General features: G+C 53.3%; 17 protein-coding genes. 7 read left to right on the top strand and 10 right to left on the bottom strand.

Annotated elements, in window-relative coordinates; genetic code table 11:
* Nucleotides 1–30: 30 nt before the first annotated feature.
* Nucleotides 31–570 carry a DUF1349 domain-containing protein gene (locus H6G13_RS18030; RefSeq protein WP_190485397.1) on the top strand — a complete coding sequence of 180 codons (540 nt, stop codon included), beginning with the start codon at nucleotides 31–33 and terminating at the stop codon, nucleotides 568–570.
* Between the two features lie 79 nt (nucleotides 571–649).
* On the opposite strand, the gene arsC is transcribed toward H6G13_RS18030, so the two are convergent.
* The 4 genes from arsC to H6G13_RS18010 all read right to left on the bottom strand — a co-directional run bounded on the left by arsC (nucleotide 650) and on the right by H6G13_RS18010 (nucleotide 3,644).
* Nucleotides 650–1,060 (bottom strand): arsenate reductase, glutathione/glutaredoxin type, encoded by a 411-nt coding sequence (gene arsC, locus H6G13_RS18025; protein WP_190485318.1) that lies wholly within the window; start codon nucleotides 1,058–1,060, stop codon nucleotides 650–652.
* Nucleotides 1,061–1,144: 84 nt separating this feature from the next.
* Nucleotides 1,145–2,299 carry an ACR3 family arsenite efflux transporter gene (arsB, locus tag H6G13_RS18020; RefSeq protein WP_190485316.1) on the bottom strand — a complete coding sequence of 385 codons (1,155 nt, stop codon included), beginning with the start codon at nucleotides 2,297–2,299 and terminating at the stop codon, nucleotides 1,145–1,147.
* A 92-nt stretch (nucleotides 2,300–2,391) separates the two neighbouring features.
* Nucleotides 2,392–2,730: a metalloregulator ArsR/SmtB family transcription factor gene (locus H6G13_RS18015; RefSeq protein ID WP_190485314.1), complete on the bottom strand. Its 339-nt coding sequence runs from the start codon at nucleotides 2,728–2,730 to the stop codon at nucleotides 2,392–2,394.
* 215 nt (nucleotides 2,731–2,945) lie between these two features.
* Complete coding sequence (locus tag H6G13_RS18010) at nucleotides 2,946–3,644, bottom strand: rhomboid family intramembrane serine protease (protein ID WP_190485312.1); 699 nt, start codon at nucleotides 3,642–3,644, stop codon at nucleotides 2,946–2,948.
* Between the two features lie 648 nt (nucleotides 3,645–4,292).
* On the opposite strand from H6G13_RS18010, the gene H6G13_RS18005 reads away from it, so the two are divergent.
* Nucleotides 4,293–5,195, top strand: coding sequence for a DUF2382 domain-containing protein (locus H6G13_RS18005; RefSeq protein ID WP_190485310.1), 903 nt, complete (start codon nucleotides 4,293–4,295; stop codon nucleotides 5,193–5,195).
* A 105-nt stretch (nucleotides 5,196–5,300) separates the two neighbouring features.
* Here H6G13_RS18005 and H6G13_RS18000 read toward each other — a convergent pair whose 3' ends face one another.
* The 3 genes from H6G13_RS18000 to H6G13_RS17990 all read right to left on the bottom strand — a co-directional run bounded on the left by H6G13_RS18000 (nucleotide 5,301) and on the right by H6G13_RS17990 (nucleotide 7,835).
* The gene (locus H6G13_RS18000; protein ID WP_190485308.1) at nucleotides 5,301–5,924 is read right to left on the bottom strand and encodes a hypothetical protein; all 624 of its coding nucleotides are present in this window, start codon (nucleotides 5,922–5,924) and stop codon (nucleotides 5,301–5,303) included.
* 481 nt (nucleotides 5,925–6,405) lie between these two features.
* Nucleotides 6,406–7,455: a PDDEXK nuclease domain-containing protein gene (locus tag H6G13_RS17995; RefSeq protein WP_190485306.1), complete on the bottom strand. Its 1,050-nt coding sequence runs from the start codon at nucleotides 7,453–7,455 to the stop codon at nucleotides 6,406–6,408.
* A 170-nt stretch (nucleotides 7,456–7,625) separates the two neighbouring features.
* Nucleotides 7,626–7,835: a hypothetical protein gene (locus H6G13_RS17990; protein ID WP_190485297.1), complete on the bottom strand. Its 210-nt coding sequence runs from the start codon at nucleotides 7,833–7,835 to the stop codon at nucleotides 7,626–7,628.
* Between the two features lie 456 nt (nucleotides 7,836–8,291).
* Between H6G13_RS17990 and H6G13_RS17985 the strand changes: the two genes are divergently transcribed.
* The 3 genes from H6G13_RS17985 to H6G13_RS17975 all read left to right on the top strand — a co-directional run bounded on the left by H6G13_RS17985 (nucleotide 8,292) and on the right by H6G13_RS17975 (nucleotide 12,455).
* Nucleotides 8,292–11,606 carry a hypothetical protein gene (locus H6G13_RS17985; RefSeq protein WP_190485295.1) on the top strand — a complete coding sequence of 1,105 codons (3,315 nt, stop codon included), beginning with the start codon at nucleotides 8,292–8,294 and terminating at the stop codon, nucleotides 11,604–11,606.
* 122 nt (nucleotides 11,607–11,728) lie between these two features.
* Nucleotides 11,729–12,007 carry a hypothetical protein gene (locus H6G13_RS17980; RefSeq protein ID WP_190485293.1) on the top strand — a complete coding sequence of 93 codons (279 nt, stop codon included), beginning with the start codon at nucleotides 11,729–11,731 and terminating at the stop codon, nucleotides 12,005–12,007.
* Between the two features lie 169 nt (nucleotides 12,008–12,176).
* On the top strand, nucleotides 12,177–12,455 hold the full coding sequence (locus tag H6G13_RS17975; protein WP_190485291.1) for a hypothetical protein: 279 nt from the start codon (nucleotides 12,177–12,179) through the stop codon (nucleotides 12,453–12,455).
* A gap of 27 nt (nucleotides 12,456–12,482) precedes the next feature.
* On the opposite strand, the gene H6G13_RS17970 is transcribed toward H6G13_RS17975, so the two are convergent.
* Nucleotides 12,483–13,265 carry an RNA polymerase sigma factor SigF gene (locus tag H6G13_RS17970; RefSeq protein WP_190485289.1) on the bottom strand — a complete coding sequence of 261 codons (783 nt, stop codon included), beginning with the start codon at nucleotides 13,263–13,265 and terminating at the stop codon, nucleotides 12,483–12,485.
* A gap of 535 nt (nucleotides 13,266–13,800) precedes the next feature.
* Between H6G13_RS17970 and H6G13_RS17965 the strand changes: the two genes are divergently transcribed.
* Nucleotides 13,801–14,067 carry an EAL domain-containing protein gene (locus tag H6G13_RS17965; RefSeq protein ID WP_190485396.1) on the top strand — a complete coding sequence of 89 codons (267 nt, stop codon included), beginning with the start codon at nucleotides 13,801–13,803 and terminating at the stop codon, nucleotides 14,065–14,067.
* Nucleotides 14,068–14,104: 37 nt separating this feature from the next.
* On the opposite strand, the gene H6G13_RS28350 is transcribed toward H6G13_RS17965, so the two are convergent.
* Nucleotides 14,105–19,498: an ATP-binding protein gene (locus H6G13_RS28350; RefSeq protein ID WP_199305985.1), complete on the bottom strand. Its 5,394-nt coding sequence runs from the start codon at nucleotides 19,496–19,498 to the stop codon at nucleotides 14,105–14,107.
* Nucleotides 19,499–19,888: 390 nt separating this feature from the next.
* Here H6G13_RS28350 and H6G13_RS17950 point away from each other — a divergent pair, with 390 nt between their 5' ends.
* On the top strand, nucleotides 19,889–20,293 hold the full coding sequence (locus H6G13_RS17950; RefSeq protein ID WP_190485287.1) for a DUF202 domain-containing protein: 405 nt from the start codon (nucleotides 19,889–19,891) through the stop codon (nucleotides 20,291–20,293).
* A gap of 33 nt (nucleotides 20,294–20,326) precedes the next feature.
* Here H6G13_RS17950 and H6G13_RS17945 read toward each other — a convergent pair whose 3' ends face one another.
* Complete coding sequence (locus H6G13_RS17945; protein ID WP_190485285.1) at nucleotides 20,327–20,725, bottom strand: DUF202 domain-containing protein; 399 nt, start codon at nucleotides 20,723–20,725, stop codon at nucleotides 20,327–20,329.
* Nucleotides 20,726–20,804 lie beyond the last annotated feature (79 nt).

The raw sequence follows: 20,804 nt of genomic DNA, 5'->3' as shown, positions 1-20,804 counted from the left end.
GCAAGGAATATGACAGGAAAATCTACCGCTATGCAATGGTTCAATGAACCGGCCCAATGGTCCCAAGCCGGTAATCAAATCAACGTGACCACCGCGCCTAAAACAGACTTTTGGCGCATCACCCACTACGGCTTTATTCGCGACAGCGGCCATTTCTTCTTTGAAACCACCGCCTCAGACTTTATCGCCGAAGTCAAAATTCGGGGCCAGTATCAAGACCTCTACGACCAGACCGGTCTAATGATCCGCGCCGATGAGAAGCACTGGATCAAAACCGGCATTGAATATGTAGAGGGCGTGCAAAACCTGAGTGCCGTCGTCACCCACGATTACTCAGACTGGTCTATGACGCCCCTAACCGATCCCCCCGCCTTTCTCCAGCTTCGGGTAGAGCGTCGTAAAGAGGCAATCCACCTTGCCTACTGGAATAATGCCGTGTCTGGCTACACCCCATTTAGGCTGGCCTATCTAGCGCATCCCAGCGAGCTTCAGGTGGGTATCATGTGCGCCTCTCCAGAGGGCAACGGCTTTGAGGCAACTTTCGAAGACTACCGCCTGACCCTGATTTAACAGTTCTCGCCCTGGTCTAAAGTTGAGCTGAGTGGGCTGTCTGCCAACCCATCAGCAGCTTTCCTACATCGGAAAATCTTTAGATGGCAGCGGGTTCTGGGCTTAGCTTAGCAATCAGCACCTCAACCCGCTCCTTGACCTCATCGCGCACGCGGGGAAAAATCTCGGGCTGTTCTGCCGGGTCGTCTAGCTGCCAGTCCTCAAACACCTCCCGCACTACCCACTCCGGCGGCAGGTTAACCCCACAGCCACAGAGCGAGATCACTGCATCAAAGTCCTCAGGGCTAAACTCACTCAGCGCATTCGAAGTCTGATCACTAATATCGATGCCGACCTCTCTCATCGTTGCGATCGCTTCTGACCGCACCTGGCTAGCCTCCAGCCCCGAACTGGTGACAGCAATCTTTCCAGCGCCCAAGGTCTTTGCAAACCCCTCCGCCATCTGAGAACGAGCCGAATTCTTCCGGCACACAAACATGACACGCTTCATAGTGGAGTTCTCCTTGATTACGTAGGCTGTCTATTCCTAACTCCTGGCCCCCCTCCTACCCCTTCAACCTTCACCCTTTACCTTCTACCCCAACGGCTTCGTACAGCGCGGATCCCGCAGCGTCGCCTTCTCCGGCTCGCGGGGAAACCAAAAAGCAGTGCGCTTGCAAACCTCGACCAGCATCAGCATGACAGGGACTTCGATCAGCACGCCGACAACTGTGGCTAGGGCAGCGCCAGAGTTAAGGCCAAAGAGGGTAACAGCGGTTGCGATCGCAACCTCAAAGTGGTTGCTAGCCCCAATCAGCGCTGCTGGGGCAGCATCTTCGTAGACCATGCCCAGTTTTTGAGCAGCGAGGTAAGAAATCAAAAAAATAAAGTTGGTCTGGATAAACAGGGGCACCGCGATCAGCAGAATGTGCAGCGGGTTCTCCACAATCAGATCACCCTTAAAGGCGAACAGCAGCACCAGGGTCAGCAGCAGCGCCACCACCGCTACCGGGCTGAGATACTTCAAAAACACGTCCTCAAACCAGGCCCGGCCCTTGTTCTGCAAAATCCAGCTGCGCGACACCGCCCCAGCCAGCAGCGGCAGACCCACATAGACCAGCACCGACAGCACAATTGTTTCCCAAGGCACTGCCAGGTTGTTAGCTGCCAGCAGCCAGCGCCCTAGAGGTGCATAGAGAAACAGCATCGCCAACGAGTTAATCGCCACCATTACCAGGGTGTGTCCCTGATTGCTAAAAGACAGATAGCCCCACATCAACACCATTGCCGTACAGGGCGCGATGCCCAGCAAAATTGTGCCAGCAATGTAAGAATCAGCTAGGCCTACCTGCGCTCCCCGAATCAACTCCGTACCCTCAATCAGCGGCCTAAACAGCCAGCCCAGGAAAAACTGAGCAAAGGCCACCATCGTAAACGGCTTAATCACCCAGTTCACAACCAGCGTCAGCACGACGGGTCGAGGAGCCTGAGCGGCCCGCTTGGCTTGACCAAAGTCAATCTTGACCATGATCGGATACATCATAAAAAAGAGGCAGATGGCGATCGGGATCGACACCTGATAAAGGCTCATCGCATCTAGCGCGACGGCTATGCCAGGAAATAAGCGCCCCAGCAAAATTCCCACAATAATGCAGAGAAACACCCAGAGCGTCAGATAGCGCTCGAAGAAGTTGAGCTGTCCGCCAGCCTGAAAAGCTTTTGGATTGATCTCAGTTTGATTGATACTCATTGGCCGGGTTGCGATTCTGACCCTTACATCATTTCAAAAAAAATTGATTTGTCAAGAGTCAGGCATCCCGAGTCAGAAATCGCTACCTCAATTTATCTTGAGTTACTGCCGTCTGAGCAGGCGCGGGCAGGCAAAATTGGGCTGAAGCGACGAAACTCTGCTAGGTACTGCTCTAACACGACAAACTCAGGCAGATTCAAGCTGTAATAGACCCAGCGGCTTTCTTGTCGCCCTCTAATCAGCCCCGCTTCTTTAAGAATCTTGAGATGAAAAGAGAGTTTAGATTGAGCTACATCTAGCTGCTCACACAGGTCGCAGACACACAGCTCCTGCTCCCGCAAAAGCTCCAAAACTCCAATTCGGATTGGGTCAGACAGGGCCTTGAAACCCAAAACAACTTTTGTTGGTGAGTTTTGAACTGTTTTTATCATCAACTTTAATTGAAGAAAGCGTGCCGTTGCAGTGTAGCAAACCCTCTCGGGTCTGTCCCTGCTTGGCAGCGCCTCAGTATCAAGAAGCCGTTAATACTCTATTAACTTTGCTTGGTGAGAATAATTTAACGTTTGCGTCCCGACGCAAATTGCACGTGAACCCAGTCCCTACCTAAAAGGTGGGGACTTTTCTGCAGACAGGCAAAGGCAACTGCTTAAGCTTTAGGAGCAGGCTCTCGGTAAACTCCATAAGCTGCAAAGATACCCAAGACAAACCCAAAGAGGTGCCCCCACCAAGCCACCATAGGGTGAGTGGGGAAGATGCCCCAGATGAAGGCACTGTAGTTAACCAAAACGAAGACTGAAATGAGTAGCGGAACAATGCGCTTCTCTAACCAGCCGATCACTAGGAGATAGCCGAATAGGGTATAGATCACTCCGCTCAGGCCGTGGGCGCTCTGCGGGCCCAGCAGCCAGGTCACAAAGCCGCCGCCTAGCCAGCCAATGCAAAAAGTAATCCAAAAGTCGCGCCTGCTCTTGGCCAAAATCAACCAGCTAAATAGGAGAAAGCCAACACTGTTGCCGATCAGGTGACCAAACCCACCGTGGGAAAACGCCGATAGAAAAATTCCTGGAATGCCCTCAAGTGCACGAGGATGTACCGGCAGGTTCCACCGCCCCTGAAAAAACACCTGGTCTACAATCTCCTGAGCCCAGGAAATCGCTAAAATCTGCACCGGCAACAGGGCATTGTTTTTCCAGCGAGCGAGCATTCCTCTGTTTTGAGCAGAAGCGGTGGCCTGGCCCTTAGGCGGCTGCTCTAGAGGGGCTTTGGTGGATCGATGGGCAAAGGTTTCTTGCTCAACCTCGGCGGCCAATCGTTTAAGCCTGGCCTGGAGTTCGGGATCGCTCATAGACAGACATAGAGGGGCGCTAGCAATATTGCCAGATTAGCTTGTCCCGTTCCAAAATGCCCACAAAGAGGGTGCAGATGACAGATTGGCAGTGGGTGAAGCGCTAGCCTTGCTGATTTAAGGGTCGGGAGGACTATTTCTTGAGACATATAACCTTAGGCAGGGGGAAGAGTTTTGTGTATTTTTGCCACGTCAAGCATCAACGGTTCGACTAAAAAAGAAGCTATTACAGTCAAAATAAAATAGTCAATGGGTGCCATAAAGGATTGTCAAATCGATCAAAAGAACTGCCTCAATAGGTACCCTTTTATTTGCGGAGAACGTAATCTAAATAACAATTAAACTCTGATTATGGCTGAGCTTGTTATTGGGCTTTGATCAAGCTATTGCAAGCTTTTCAGGCGCAATTTAGGTAAGTGAATAGGGGAAGGAACTGAGCAATTGCAAAACTTGAATTTATGACTTGAAAAGCGTTGAACTAAACGTGAAGATGCCCTCGTGGGGATAAGCCTCGTTCTAGGGACTGCTCTGTCAATTGGGTGGGATGGCTGACAGAAATCTATTCCATGATTACTTCCCTAGCAAGATACGCCAGAGCGCATATTCTCTAATAATGGATGTAACGTTCGAAGTTAAAAGGAAAACAGCATGGCGCTAGTTAAACTGAAAGATTTTTACGCTGATCACAGCGATATTCTAAATGATGATCAGGGCGACATCAAAAATTTTGATGTCTACGCTCAAGGCGAAGACAAAGTCGGCACAGTCAGCGATATTCTCGTTGACGAAATGCAAGGCCGTATCCGTTATCTGATTGTAGATACGGGTTTTTGGGTTTTTGGTAAGAAAGTCTTGATGCCTATTGGACTGGCTCAAATTGACTACACAGGTAAGCGAGTAAACGCAAGAAGCCTGACCAAAGAGCAGGTAGAGCATCTGCCTGATGTAGACGACAGTCTGCAAAAGATTGATGACGACTACGAGGAGCAGGTACGAGGCATTTATCGGCCTACGGCAGGTACCTCGACGACAGCGACTACAGCAGCCACAGGAACCGCAGCAACTGCAGCGGCAGCAGCGGCTACTCCTGGCAAGGCTTTTGATCGCAAGTCCTATAGCTACGATCAAGAGCCCGCTCTGTACAACATGAGCGATACCAATCACCAGAGCCTGAAGCTCTATGAAGAGCGACTGGTCACCAATAAGCAACGCCAGAAGACAGGCGAAGTTGCTATTGGCAAGCGAGTCGAGACAGAGACAGCTCAGGTTGCTATTCCCCTCGAAAAAGAGCGGGTAGTTATCGAGCGGACTCCAGGCAATCAGCAAGCAGTTGATCCCAACGCTGCTACTTTTAAGTCAGGCGAAGTCGAGCGTGTTGAGGTGTACGAAGAGACACCTGACATTCATAAGGAAACCTTTGTTCGCGAAAGCGTTCAGGTTCGTAAGGAAGTCGATCAAGACGTCGTCAAGTCTAATGAGACAGTGCGTCGGGAAGAGCTCGATGTCAAGACAAAGGGTAAGCCCTCTGTAAACAATCCCTTAGACAAGTAGATTCAAACATAGGTTTGTCTATTAGTCTTTAGGGGTTAAAGCGCTCCTTTGAAGCAATTCCCCCCGATCCGTCGCGATCGGGGGGAACTGTTGTATCTTATGGACTTAGCCTGTTTCCTCAATGCTATCTATAGAGTGAATTGTTTTAATCAACTCTATGAGAGACCTCACCTCTTTAACAAGGGCTTCAACAATGTCGCCATCCTTGTTGGTCAGAATGAAGTGTAGCTTTAGCTCTCGCCAGCTTTTGCTGTCAGCAGAAACCCCCTCATAGGAAAACAAAATGGTCAAGTCTTTGTCAGCCGTAAATGGATCAGCAGAGAGCACTTGAGTAACCACTGCCCCGTGCTTTTCACACAGTCTGCTTTCCATAAGACAATCTTTGTCTCTGATGGGTTCTAGCACGGCTTTCCCAGGCGCTTCTAGGGCTTTAATATACTCAAACAGGTTGTGCTCTCGCCTTTCACGGCATCGATCGAGCCGAGCACAAATGTCTTCGCAGAGTAACACCTGATCAAGAAAAGTCTCGTCAATCACGCCGTCTATCAAAAGCCGATTAATTAACCGCTGCTTTTCCCGATAGGTGAATTTTGACTTAGCGATCCCCATTGCATAATGAGATGCAAGCTTCTTGCCCTCTGATCTTGATCTTAGCCGCTGCTCAAACTCTTCAATAGTTCTAGGGTGTTGACTGTTTGCCAAGGACCTTCCTTCTTTACCAGTGATCAAGGTTGGTGTGTAAAATTACACATCGGTTAAAAACCGTGAGCTGGATTACTCTTTGAATTATGTATAAAGCCTTTGCAGTGTTGCCGCTGTTCCTGACTAGTCAAATAGAAAACAAGGTAATTTTCCTATCATGGATGCTCCACCGGCTATGATCATGATTGGTTTTTTGCCTTGGCGTGCTTATAGCCTAGCTTTTTTCGGGAGCGGATGCCACCAAATGATATAGACTTATTAACGATTAACGATTTATTTATCTAGATGGCTGAGCTTGTTTCTAAAGGAACAGAGAGCTTTTACCAGCCGATATGTGTAACAAATGACAACTTTACTGACAAACCTTTAAGTTTTTATTGACAACTGATTACCGTTGTAAGTCATTAGTTATTAAAAATATGAACAATTAATAACAAGCAGCTAACAGCTAACAGCTTGAAATAGAGAACTACACTTTATCTGGTTGGAAGTGCGATCGCACCCAACCCTACCCCACCTCCGAGTCGCTTGCTAAATCAGCTATGGCGGCATTGACCTCCCTTTCAAGCTGTTCAATGCTCGGCAGGTTTGCCTTTAGCTGCTCCGGCAACTGATGTGTTGAAACCGCTATTGGGGTGCTGACGTTGCGGAGGGCATATTCAGCCACGGTCTTCTTCTTCGAGCGGCACAAAACAATCCCAATTGTGGGTTGGTCATCGCGGTGGCGCAGCAGATCATCGACTGCCGACACATAAAAATTCATTTTGCCGGTGTATTCCGGCTTAAACTCAGTCACCTTCAGGTCAATTACGATGTAGCAGCGCAGCTTGAGGTGGTAAAACAGCAGGTCAATCCAGTATTCGTCGCCCTCGACCTCTAGGCGATACTGGCTGCCCACAAAAGCAAACCCCACGCCCAACTCCAGCAGGAAATCTTTAATGCGCTCAACTAGGGCTTTTTCTAAGTCGCGCTCCTGAGCGTCTGCGCCCAGCGATAAAAAGTCGAAGTTATACGGGTCTTTGATCAGCTGCTGGGCCAGATCAGACTGAGGGGTAGGAAGCGTGCGATCGAAGTTAGTCACTGCCCCACCTTGACGTTGGTAAAGGCTGCTCTCGATCTGCATCACCAAAGTGTTTCGGCTCCAGCCGTTTTCGATGGTTTTTTGGATATACCAGAGCCTGGCTTGAGGGTCTTTAACCTTGTCCAAAATCATGCAGTTGTGGAACCAGGGAATTTGGCCAGCAACCTGCTGGCCAATTTGCCCCTCTGGGTAAGCCTCTGCAAAAGCCCGCATGTACTTCAGGTTTGAGCGGGAAAAGCCTTTGATATCAGGAAACTCCCGTTTTAGATCGCCGGCCAACCGATCGATGATTTTTGCGCCCCAGCCCTCCTGCTCCTGTTTGCGTAAAATCTCAGAGCCAATCTGCCAGTAAAGCTGGATTAGCTCTGTGTTGACTGCCAGAGCCGCCTTTACCTGAGCGGCTCGAATCCGTCCTTTCAGATCGCTTAAAAAGGCGCTGTAATTTTCATCTGGCAGAAGAGAGGGCTGGCGAGGCATGCTCAAGGCTTGAATGACAGCCTTGATTATGGCTTGTTTTGAGAAGCGCGAGGGCCGTTGTTGCAGCCGCTCTAGAGCGGTTGGGCTGAGCTTAACTAGCCCTGCTAGAAATAGCTCGCGCGCATAGAGCGGGCATTGCCCGCCCTACTTGACTTCATACCTCATGCCCTTTATAAAAGCAGCAAAAGCAGCAGCCCTGCTAAAGCGGTGATCGGAATGAAGCCAGCGCCCCACTGATCGTCGATGTCGCGCCGCCAACTGCAGTTGAGGCAGACATAGCGGCTTTCCCCTTGAGTAACTACCGTGTGCCGTCCGCAGTCGGGGCACTCCAGATGGTGGGGATGGTGAGGGTGATGCGGTTCGAGCGAATTCATAACCATGTTCGTTCTCCTTGAGGTTCCAGATGTGGATACGGGAACCGAAAGGTGCTGTTCACAATGGCTCTTAGGTATGTTAGCAAGCTATAAAGAGACGTTTCTCCTTAAAGAAAATCCCTCTCTGGTGGGATAAGCTGCTGAGAGTCATTGGAACATCGCTTCCGGTGATGCGGTCCAGGGAACTCGCGGCGACCACTGCAGGGTTCCCTGGCTTTATCGTTATAGGCCTGTCGTATTCTGCCTAGAAGCACTGTGGTCATCTCCTCGCACCACCTTGGCTCCACTATGGGGCAAAACAACCCAGGAATTTAGTATCCAAAGAGACGAATAGCAGCTAAAACAAGCGTTTTGTGACTTGTGATACTACATAAGTGGGTTGAACGTGGGAATTTCAGCTCAAGAGGGATTCAATCTGATAGGGGAAATCTTCCAGAAACAAAAACTTCTAGTGTGCAGTCGATGCCCTCAGACAATCACGCCGACTCTCAACGCATCAGCCGGCTCTACTATTTTTTGGCTGCCTGCTTAGCTATCAAGCAAAAAGTTCATGAGTCTCCTAACGCTCAGGGTATTGGCTTGCGCTTAGGCAATAAGGAGCTGCGTAAGACGATTAGCCTGCTGCTTCAGGAAGAAATTCCTTGGGAAGAAAAAGAAAAAAAACTGGGTAGTTTGGGCCGCACCACGACTGGAGCTATCGTTGAAAGGCTAGTTGATCTGCGCCGTCATTTGGCAGATGACTACCAGGGCTGGGAAGAACCCTACACCCGAGTATTGACCGCAGAGGATGTGCTGACCGTCCTCTACAAGCTGATCGACCTCACCCCAACCGAACGGCAGCAGCTAAATCTTCCGGCTGGAGACGGGCTCACTTTACTCCAGCGAGCCCTGCTAATTCTGCAAACGGTGGGGGGCCTAGAAAACTATGAGATGCTTTTGCGGGTTTACAAAGCAGCGATTGGGCTGGACTTTACTAAGGCCGAACCTACCCTCAATACTCTGCTGGCAGCGGATGAGCTGATCACGCGAACAGTGGAACAGGCGTTGGATTATCTCCCTAATCGCACCACTAAGGGGCAGGACGAAAGCCGTTTTCCCAGCCGCAGCAAGACCGTGGAGAACTTGACTCTCAAGGCCAAGCGGGAAATTCGCCGCCTGCTGGCCCGCAGCGGCAATCAGCAAAACTCGGTGATGGACAGTACGATTGTCGATTCCTACGTTCGCCAGTATTTGCAGCCTGCCTTTGTGGCAAAGCTGGCCCAGAGCGTGGTAGCCAACGAGCGCTTGACCGATCAGTTTCCCATCTATCTAAAGCGGATTACCCTCACTGCCTCTGGGCCGCTGCCCTTTGCTGATCGGGAGTTAGACGTACTCAAACAGGCCGGGCCATACCCGCCTCTGCTGCACCCGGCTCTGCGGCTGCTTGATCAGCCCGGCGGGCCTGATTTGCCGGGGCCAGGGGACTATGAACTGGCCTCTCAGGAGGCAACGCTGGTGACGGCGGAGTTTTATGTCAAGGTGCCGGAGGGTTACCAGCCTGCAGTTAGCGAGATCTTTCAGGGACTGACTAGCCAAAATCGCCGCCGCATTGATTTTTCCCTCAGCAGCACCGGCATTGGTGGGGCGCTCTCCCACGTGATTAAAGTGATCAATCGGGCGTTGCTGCAGGATATTCCCTGCCTGCGCGAGTACTTTTCAATAGCCCACGACGTTACCTCAACTCAGGCTATTATTCGCGACAATGTGGCGTCGCCAGTGTGGGCCCATAGCCTGGTAAAGCTGTGTCATAAAAAGACGGTAGCGGAGACGCTGCAGGCGTGCGATCGCACCCAGCTTGGCTCCTACGAAGCCTTTGCCTTTTCCGACCCGATTGGCCATGGCGACTATTGCGGCTTTGATTTTCTCTTGGCTCAGGCCCAGGCAGCGCTGCAGGCCCGGCTGCAGGCAATTCGCAATGCGGGCGTATTACCGAGCAAGTATGTAGAGCACCTGTGCCACCGCACCGAACGCCTGATGGCGCTGCAGCAGGCTTGGTCTTATTTTCGGGGCTATCCTTTTTCTTCCCTAGCGATGATTGGCATGATTGGGCGGCAGATCTTGCCCCCCAGCTCCGGAAACACACCGCTAAAAAAGAGCGATCCCTACGTCTACTTTGATGCCTGTCTTTCCATTGTCGAGGCGCTGCTCTCTGAGGGCATCTACCGAACTGCCCACCGTTACCTGCAGCGACTGCAGGTGCTCGATGAGTTTGTCGATCAGGGCTTGGAGCTCACCCAGGCCGAGCCCTCGTTTGAAGTGTTTTCGGGTGAGCTGATTGTTCGCTACCTGATCTGTCTGGCCAACTACTATTACCTATACGACACACAAGATCGCAAACTCCGCTATCTCCCTCCCCGCTGCCAACCCGACCTAAACCGGGCAGAATTAGTGCAGCGGGCCTGGCAGGCGCTCGACCAGGCGCAACAGCACATCAGCATTCGGTTGCGTAAATACGTAGTGATTAACGAAGTGTCTCAAGGCACGTTTCACCCCCACTACGATTTGCTGGGCCGCATTGCTTTTTTGCGGGCCAAGCTACTGCTGTTTTTCCCCCGGCTGGTGCCGCCCAGTCGGGGCGCTCTGCCCACAGAACGCTTTGCCGGACAGCAGCGCACAGAAGCCTCGGTTCACTGGGGGCGGCTCTATCTGGCCGAAAAAGCTCGACTCTACGCTGCCGCCGACGGTAACAGCGAAATCTATGCCTGCTATGCCGCGATGCAGTGCTGGTTTCATCTAATGGCGGCCTACACCAGCCCCGAAAACCTCAATCTAGATGGGCTGATGGGCCGAGAAGGGAGGCTTTCTCCTGAGAAATGCTTGAACTGGGCCCGACAGCTACGCGATCATGCTCTGATTAGCTATGCCGAAACTGGGCGGCAGTGCTACTACCAAATCAAAGAAAAGAGCGGGCTGCCCAAAGAAGACTTGGATCGGTTCGGCCCTTACTGGATCGAAAAAATTCCTGCCATTTACGAGGCCCGAGGTGAGCAGTACCAGCAGGCACTGCAGTCTACCCGCAACTTTTTGGTGCTGGATATGGGGCTGCTTGCGATCGCACCCGACCAGCTGCCCAAGCTATCGCCCAACCACCCCACCCGCAACATTTACCTGTTTGGCACCAACGCCTGCTATCTGTTTTTTGCGCGGGGTCTATATATGCTCTGTAGCGATGAGGCTGAGGAATTTGAGGCCGTTGAGACAGCAGCGACAGAACCGCTCGACTGGGATGCAAAGCTGTGGCACGCCATGCGCCTGCTCAACATGGCCTGGGCGATTGCCGAAGAAGGCGGCGAAATTCACAAGAGCAAACAAGACGGAGAGCGCATCTACCGCATTACCCGCCCGCTGACTAGAGACAGCCAGGCCCAGGTTTACTCACCGCCCGAAGTCGAATCTATTCGCGACCTCTACCCCCGCCGAGTCACCGAGATCGCCGATCTGGGCAAAATCTTTGCAGCTGCCTGCATGGTGCTGCGCCTCTCCTGTGTATCGCCCGCCGAGCAAGCACCCCTAGCCGCAGATATCGAAAATATCTTAAGTCGCTTGCAAAACCCCTATTACCCCAGCCAAAACGCCACCCTCAAAACTCTACTGGCCTGGCAAAAGCGGTACAATGGCCACCTCGATAGCTACTTAAATCGAGCTACAGCAGTTCTGCTGCGCTATAAAGACACAGCTAGTTCCACTGTAAATATCCAGGAGCGGCGGAATGCACTGATCCGGGAGCTGTTTTCCTGACTGCTGGTATGTGAAGGAGCGCGACCTCAGATCTGATCTTCGCTCTGGGTCGAAATTGCCCCGAAATTAACCCAAACGCTTAAACTGAACAAACGCCATTTTTGTGAGGCTCGTCAACTTCCATGCCCCTGATTCAAGAAACCTTTGTAGAGACGGATTGGGAAGAACCTACCCAGGCTCGTGAGGCCAGGGATCAGCGGGCTGCCCAGCTAGAGGCTCAGGGCTGGCTTTGCCAGTGCTCTACGCTCTACCGCATTACCGATGGTCGCCGCGTCTTCTTCCTAGAAGCCCGAGAGCCCGAGCAAATCGACGTATCAGATGTGCGGCCTCGTAAAAAGATTACGCCCCGACAGCCTCGTGCTGCTGGTGAAAAGCGGCCCCGAGACTTTGAGGTGCGCTAGCGTCCCGTTGACCCGATAGTTACAAAGCAATCTCTATTTGCAAACCTGAAAAATCTGTCAGCAGATTCTCAGTGTTATTACGGGGAACTTCCTGGGAATAATCAAATCAAGAGAGCCGGACACCTTACCTGCTCTTTTGATTTCAAAAATCTCTGTAGGAACCTCGGCTATGTTAACCACCACTTCTCCTCGCATCGCTCATCACGGTTGGCAGATTAAGATCGTTGCCGATGAGCAGGTATTTTCCTTTGAGTGCTACGCGCCTGACCTGCCCGATTTCATGAATGATGCCGAGGTTTATCCTGACTGGCAATCCGCTCATGCCGCTGCCTGCCAGTTTGTTGATCGCGAGATTGCTATTGCAGCTTTGATTAATCTGGCGAATGACTGGCTGACAGCGGGCTTAGTGAGTGAAGACGAGTACTGGAATCTCACCAGCTTCGAATAATTGGTTACGGCTTTGAGCCTATTAGGTCTAACCCTTAGAGGTGATGGGCTGATTGAGAAATACGGTTAGCTGCTCTACGCCTCGCTGCAGACGGCGGGCTACTGTCATAGAGCTAATGCCCATTTGCTCGGCTACCTGTTTGCGCGGCACGTCGTTCAGGTAAACCTGCTCCACAATCGTGCGAGTCTTTTCTTCAAGCTGATTCAGGGCCTGCTGTAGCTGTGCCCGGTCTTCTTCCCAGCTCATGAGTTTTTGAGCCTGAGGGTTGGGTAAGAGGTCGCCCAGGGTCGTACCGGTCTCTTCTCCACCACTGCTAACAGCAGCATCAAGGCTGAGCAGTGAGCGGTTGCTGTTGGCCAGCTTCACCTGCTGCCACTCGGCAATGGTAACGCCCAACTCCAAAGCAATTTCGTCATCTTTAGGCAGGCGGCCCAGTTCTTGGGTGAGGGTATCGCGTACCCGCTTGGCGGCCCGCTGCAGGTCTTGCCAGCGCCGAGGAATTTTGACGGTGCCGCTGCGATCGCGCAAATAGTGCAGAATCTCGCCCCGGATATAGGGTACGGCAAAGGAACTAAAAGCGTTGCCCTGCTTAGGGTCGAAACGCTCAATTGCGTTGATTAGGCCAAGGTAGCCGACTTGCTCTAGGTCTTCAAACGATTCGGTGCACTGTTGGCTGAGCCGATGGACGACCTTGCGTACGAGACCTACATTCATCCGCACTAGCTGATTACGCAGGGCAATTGAAGGATTTTGGTGGTAAGCAACGAGCAGTTCAATGGGCTTGGTTTGGGAAGAAGTTAGGGCAGGCATCTTGGGTTCCGGGGGCTAGTGGTTTAGGCGATATGCCCATTGTCAGACGAGAGGCAAGTTGACTAAACCGTTGTTCTACGGGAATCTGTGGAAGCTACTTAGAGGGTCTCAGCAGATCTACGGAGTCGGTCTACGGACGTATCTAGCCATACCCACCTAGCTTTAGCTGAAAACCTTTGCTATGCCCTGGTTTCAGCTAAGGAAACGAACGCTGGCCCAGCAGTACGGTCTTTTCCCCAACTTGACCAAAACTCTACAATTTATTTTTAGCGACTGTTCTCATCAGCTTGACCAAACTCTACAAATTGCTTCCAGCGATTGATCCTATCAGTAGGTATATTGGCACCAGAGGCTTTAGACTCAGAGCTCTATATTTCGGTAAATAGGTTGTGGATCTCCTGCCCAGCATTGTTGGCTATCGCTCGCTGAAACAACTGTACAGTGGCTCCAAAACCCTTGTTTTCCGTGCTCTAAGGGAAGCTGACCAGGCTCCTGTAGTGATTAAGTGCCTAGTAGCTTCAGCGAAACCGTGCAGATGATCGTAACCCTGGCCCACAGCCTAGGTATGGATGTCGTTGCCGAAGGCATCGGAACCTCCGTCGATCTAGAGGGGCTGCGAGAACTGGGCTGCGAGTTTGGCCAGGGATTTTTGTTTGCGCCACCGATGGCAGCTCAGGCTGTGGAGCAGTGGCTAGGGCAGAGGGAATTAAGCGAGAAACGCAGAAAGGGGAAGACGCGAGGAAAGCAGGAAGGTGAGCCCCGCAGATGGGCAAAGCAAAGCGTGCCCATCAAAGCCTCGTAAGATGGGCTGCTCAATAAAGCTGAGTTAATCGAAAAGTTCACGCTCCCCCATCTCCCCGCCCCGCGTCCCCTCCCTTGATCAAGCTACAAACAGCCTTCACCAATGCATCCGGCTCCACGGGTTTAGAAACGTGCAGCTGAAATCCAGCCCGGATCGCCTGCTGCTGGTCAAATTCTCCAGCGTAAGCAGTTAGGGCCACTGCTGGGGTTTGCCCGCCCTGCTCTGGCTGCAGGGCTCTGACCTGGCGGATCAGCATGTACCCATCTAAATCGGGCATACCGATGTCGCTGACTAGCACATCCGGGGGGGTCTGCCTCAGGGCTGCTAGGGCTTCGCCTGCATTTGCGGCTGAGCGAACCTCGGCCCCGGCCTGCTCTAGCAAAAAGACCACAAACTCGCGGCTATCGATTTCGTCGTCAACGACTAGAAGTTGCCTGCCAGCTAGGGGCGCGATAGGGGAAGTAGAGGGGGAGTTGCGATCGCATGCCTCCCCTGCTTCTGCACTCCCGCCTCGAAACAGCGGCAATCTCAGCGTAAAAGTCGCGCCTTGGCCCTCACCTGGGCTCTCGGCCCAAATGGTGCCCCCATGTAGCTCGACCAGATGCCGCACAATGGCTAGTCCCAGCCCTAAGCCGCCAAACTTACGCGTCGTTGTGCTGTCGGCCTGTCGAAAATAGTCAAATATCCTAGGTAAAGCAGCTGGAGAGATGCCCTCTCCAGTGTCGCTGACCGTGACTTGAGCATGGTGGTCAACAGACTCTAGGCGCACCTCAACCCGACCCCCTGCGGGGGTGAACTTGACGGCATTAGAAAGTAGATTCCAGAACACCTGCTGCAGGCGAGTAGCGTCGCCTGCAACTGTGACGGGGGAGGAAAACGGACGGAGAGCGTGAAGCACCGGAGAACTCCCGCCTTCTGCCTCCTGCCTCCTCACTTCAATGCCCTTCGCCTCGGCTGCTAGCCGCACTGTTTCAATGGCAGCACTGATGGTCGAGCTTAGGCTGACTGGGCTGATTGTGAGCCTGAGTTTGCCCTGCAGAATGCGAGAGACATCGAGCAGGTCCTCAATCAGTTCAGACTGGAGTCTGGCATTGCGCTCAATGACGGTGATGGCTTGGGCTGTTTGAATCGGGCTAAGTCGGTTAGACTGCAGGAGTTTTGACCAGCCGAGGATGGGGTTGAGGGGCGACCTGAGTTCGTGGGAAAGCACTGCCAAAAACTCATCTTTCACCCTATTAGCGGCCTGCGCCTCTTCTCGGGCTGCTTCGGCGGCTGAGCGGGCCTGCTGCTCGGCTTCGTACAGCCGGGCATTCTCAACGGCGACCGAGGCCATTTGGGCCAACTGCACCAAAATTGCTTCGTCTGCTGCGGTAAATTCGCCCTCATGTTTGTCTGAAAGCTGGATCAATCCCATGTTGTGGCCATCGCGGGCTACCAGGGGAGCGGCCAGCCAACCTCGCATGGGCGGGTGATTTTGGCCCTCTTTACCAAAGCTGCGCCAGCGGGGATGGGCTTCGAGTTCGGCCTGGGTCATTCGCATGGGGCGGTTGAGGTGGCAGACACAGGCATAGATGCCGGAGCCATCAGATTTCTCATTGTAGTCTCGCCACTGTGCGTACTTATCGGACAGGTAAACAGCGGTAATAGCCTGGGCCCAATTTTGATCTACAGTCATGCTAGTCACGGACTGGTGAGACCCTACAATAGCTGCTGCCTGATCGGTGATCAGCTGCAGGACATCCTCCACAGACAGGGCAGAGTTAATCGCTAGAGCGGCGGTGGTCAGTCCCTGTAGCTGGTTGCCATAATGGCGCTCACGGGCCAGCGTTTGCTCTCGCTCTAGTTCGGCTAGCCTGCGCTCGGTAATGTCTCGAGAGATGCACAAAAACTGTTCGACCTGTCCGGTGGCTCCGTGAATTGCTGTTATCTTGTTGTCCCACCATTTTGGCTCGCCGGTTTCGCTAGGGCGGTGGCCTTGAAAGGTGCCCACGCCCCCTGCTCTGGCAGCATCCATCGCAATCAGTGCCGCCTGCCGATCTACCCCTTGCCAAAACTCGATCCATGAACAATTGACGAACGGCTTGATGTCGGCAATACTGAGCTGCGCCTGCCCCCCTGGGGCCATATATAGAAGGTACCCTTTCAGGTCTAAAACCTTGATACAGTCGTTGCTGCTATCGAGCACCTGCCGGTTAAAGGCTTCGCTTTCGCGCAGGGCCAGCTCAGTCTGCTTGAGTTCTGAGATATCGATGGCGGCGCAGGTCACGCCAACTACGGTGTTGTCAGCTCCCCATAGGGGTTCTACTGTCAAATCGAAGAAAGAATCTCGACCATTTTGGGCGATCTGCACGTTTGCTCGTGTACCGACGCCTGTCCTTAAGACCTGGCGCTTGATCTGCGTTAGCTCGGCTGCTTGCTCGGCAGAGACCAGATCAGCGTCCTGTTTGCCAAGCACTTCGTCTGCTTGGTAGCCAAGGGAAGGATTGTAAATCCAGGTGTAGCGCAGGTTTTGATCTTGGTTGAAGACGGCGATAGGCGCATTTTGCAGTGCCACCCGCAGCCGTTCTTCGGCGGCTTGCAGAGCAGTTTCTGCACGTTTACGCTCGGTCACATCAGCGACAAAGACGGTCAGCATCTCCGGAGAGGGGTAGAGCCGGTATTCAAACCAGCGCTCCCAGGTGGGGTAAAAATACTCAAACTGCACTGCTGTTTGGGTAGTCATTGTCTGCTGGAATTGCCGATAGACCTCAGTGCCCACCACGTCAGGAAACAGCTCCCAAACATCTTGGCCCAGCACCTGTTCTTGGGCAAGGCCAATAATCTCAGCGTTGCGGCTGTTGCAGTAGGTAAAGCGCCAGCTGCGGTCGAGGATGAAAAATCCGTCGTTGATGCTTGATAAAACGCTTTCTACGCTTTGCTGCGCAGTTTCTGCAGCTAGTCTAAGGGTTTGTTCTCGCTGGGTGGCTTCTCGCCGCAGCTGCGCTAGCTTGAGGCTGGCCTCAACCCGCGCCAGCAGTTCTCGGGCTGAAAAGGGCTTCACCAGGTAGTCGTCTGCGCCTGCTTCTAGGCCCTCCATGCGCGACTCTTCTCCGGCCCGAGCCGACAGCAGAATAATCGGGATGTCGCAAGTGTTAGGGTTGGTTCGCAGCTGTCGCAGGACGCCAAACCCGTCTACCTCTGGCATCATCACATCGAGCAGCACTAGGTCGGGGCGCTGCTGCTCAATTGTGGCTAGAGCGGCCTTGCCATCAGCAACTGCCGCTACCTCATACTGCTGCTTCAGCAAACGCCCCACGTAGTCTCGCATGTCGGCATTGTCGTCAGCCAGGAGAATGCGGGCAGAGAGGCGATGAGAGGCAGGAGTCGGGAGGCAGGAGGCCGAAGTGGGAAGGAGATTGGTGGCTTGCTCTTCTAACGGATCTGGAGCAGATTCGGGCAGCCAGCGCAGAGCTTCTTCTACATAGGGAATGGCCCCTGAGCCGATGACGGTTTGCGATCGCACCTGGCTTACCCGCTCCTGAGGCAAGTGAGCAGTCCCCATGGGGATCGATACCGTGAATGTGCTGCCTTGACCTAATACACTCTCGACCTGCAGACTGCCCCCGTGCAGCTTCACCAACTCCTGAATCAGCGAAAGGCCAATGCCCGACCCCTCGAAGCTGCGGCCCTGGGCCCCTTTGACCCGGTGAAACCGCTCAAACAAATGGGGAATTTCTTCGGTGGGAATGCCGATGCCCGTGTCGCTGACTTCTAAAACTACACAAGGTGGGGAAGACGCAGAGAGATCGGGAAATGCTGCCCCCACGTCGGCTCGGTTCCCCGCGTTCCCGTGTCTCCGTAGCTCCGCGTCTATCTGGCTCCCCGCGCTTCTTTCCACACAATGTAAACTTACCCGAATCTTGCCTGCAAGCGTAAATTTGAAGGCATTAGAGAGCAGGTTGAGTATAATCTTCTCCCACATCTCCCGATCCACATACACCGGCTCGGATAGCGACGGACAGTCTACCTCCAGCCGCAGACTGGCCTGCTCGACAGTAGAGCGAAACACACTGGCCAGTTCTGCTGTAAAGCTGGCCAAATCGGTCGCCTCGTAAGTCGCCTCAATGCGTCCGGCCTCAATGCGCGAAAAATCGAGCAGGGTATTGACCAGCTTCAGCAGGCGCAGGCTGTTGCGATGGGTGAGCTGGAGCTGGTGTTTCAGAGTGGATAGGTGGATGGGTAGATGAGTAGAGGGGTGGATGGGTGGATGGGTAGAGGGGGGCTCATCTACTCTTCTACTCTCCCACTCATCCACCCATCCCAAGCTCGCCAACGCTTCCTCCAACGGCCCCAGCATTAAAGTCAGTGGTGTGCGAAACTCGTGGCTGACGTTGCTAAAGAAGACAGTTTTGGCCCGATCGATTTCTGCTAGGGCCTCGGCTCGCTGGCGCTCTTCCTCATAAGCTTGGGCATTGGCAATGCTGGCGGTAATTTGGGCTGAAACTAGATTGAGAAACCGCTGGTAGTTGTCATCAAAGAGTCGGAACGGGTTGAGGCCCGCCACCAAAATGCCTGCTTTGCCCGCCTGTCCAGTGGGGGAGATGGGCACAACAACCGCCTGCTGAGGGGGACGGTCCCAGGCTCCGGTGGGGAGGTCGGTAAACCGCTTGCTGAGATCTGAGATTAAGCTGGGCTTGTGGGTTTCGAGGACTGTCGCAAAGGGCCAAGACTCATCGCTCAAAGAGACACTCTGAGGTGCGACTGGATGGCCTGGCTCAAGGCCACAGGTGCCCGCCAGGGTGGCCTGCTGCTGTGAATCAACTAGATAGATTGCTGCAAAGGGAAAGTCGTAGGGGTTGCTGGCTAGACAGTGAGCGCTGAGGGTGCACGCAGCGTCAAAGGTGCGGGCATCGGCTGTGCTGGCAGCGAGTTCTTTGAGCAGGGCCAGCTGGCGCTCACCGATAATGCGCTGAGTGTCGTCGGTATTGGCACAGATGATGCCGCCGGTATCTCCCTGCTCATTGGGGACTGGGCTATAGGAAAAGGTGTAGTAAGTCTCTTCGGGATAGCCGTTACGCTCCATAAGCAGCAGGAGCGCTTCATCATAGGTGCCCTCGTTTTGGCGCATGGCCAGCTCTGCTCGAGGCCCCACTTGATCCCAAATCTCGTGCCAAACCTCGGCAGCGGGTTGGCCCAGGGCAATTGGGTGCTTACCGCCCAAAATGGCTTGGTAGGCATCGTTGTAGAGATTGATCAGCTCTTCTCCCCACCAGACAAACATGGCCTGGCGGGAGGTGAGCATAATCCGAACGGCAGTTTTTAAGCTCTGAGACCAGTGCTCAACCGGACCTAGGGGAGTCTGTGACCAATCATGGGAGCCAATCAGGGTTCCCATTTCTCCCCCTCCGGCAAAAAGGGCTGCAGCAACAGCCCCTCTCTGCACTGCGTTCATATTTTTTACTCCTGCTCCTGGAAATGCTTAATTCGCAGCGCTTTTTTGAAATTGCTCAAGAGGCTGGGCGGTGGATCCATGAGCTTAAGGTCAAGGAACTAGGGCCGACCTCTATGTTTTTCTGATCGTCAACAATGGGCAAGGGCAAGCCCCATTTATTGGCAAACTGGGGTTGCGATCGCATCATCTCTGGCCACAGTACTCGAAGCAGGTTGCTAGCAGATCGGTTAGCAATCAGCGGCCTTGGGCACAGCAGCAGCTCAGGGGACGGCATCTCAGAGGCTGATATAAATGTTTCTATATCTAATGACTGTGGAGAAAGATTAGCGCAATGTCTATATATCGAAAGGCATACGTGGAGCCGAAAGCAGGTGCGGAGGTCGTTTGTCTATGACCCCCCTCGGCCCCGAATCAATTGACTGGCAGGCAGAGCTAGCCCGCGAGCGTAACCGCGTAGCAGCAGAACGCACACTGCTGGCCTGGATCCGCACCAGCACAATACTGATCAGCTTTGGCTTTGGCATTGACCAGGGCGCGGTAGCGCTTCAGGCTCGCTTTAGCGAGACGATTAATCCTGTGCGGCTGGGCTATTCTTTGGGGCTGACCTTTGTCGGGCTAGGCACCTTTACCGTGATCATGGCAGCCCTTGATCACTGTCAGGAAATGCAGCGCCTGCAGCAGCCCGAGTATCAATACGCTTCCCGTCCTCCTTTGGGGGCAACTGTGGCGGTGGCGCTGCTCGTCATCGGCATAGGCGCGTTTGTCGGCATCGCGCTCAAAGCAGCGGTCTTTTGACAGGAGACTCTAGTGGTCTGGCTTCTCAAGTCGTTACAGCAGCAAAATTTCAACCAGGCTGATCAGCCCAAACAGCACTACTGCTGCAACCACTATCCGATTCATAGCGTTGATAGGCAGACGCACGTATTCTTCCCGTTCGAGGCCCTGGACAGCTAACCGATGCTGCGCTAGCGCTAAAACCAGAAGCAACAGACCCGTGCCGATAAACAGCAGGCTCAGAGCTTGGATGTTTCCAGCGCTCAGGGCTAGTCCCATAGGAAATGGCACAGTCAACTCCGTGTAGATTTGGTCAAAAACCATGCCAAAGCCAATTAGCGCCAAACAATTGCCAATCCACGAGGCCAACGTACGCTCAGCCGCTGCCCGATTACGCTCCTTGGCTAGCTCGTTGGTCGCTCCGGTAGGGCGTTTGGGTTGAGGAGGAGTCACAGTTGCTATTTCAATCGCTGGTATCGACATAGATCCAACCCGATTGTAATCGCCGGGTTACGCTGTCTCCAGGTCCGCT

Origin of the sequence: Pseudanabaena sp. FACHB-2040 (assembly GCF_014696715.1) — a bacterium.
Lineage (GTDB): Bacteria > Cyanobacteriota > Cyanobacteriia > Phormidesmidales > Phormidesmidaceae > JACVSF01.
Note: the sequence above shows the minus strand (reverse complement) of the source record. Positions and strands in the feature narration are given on the sequence as shown.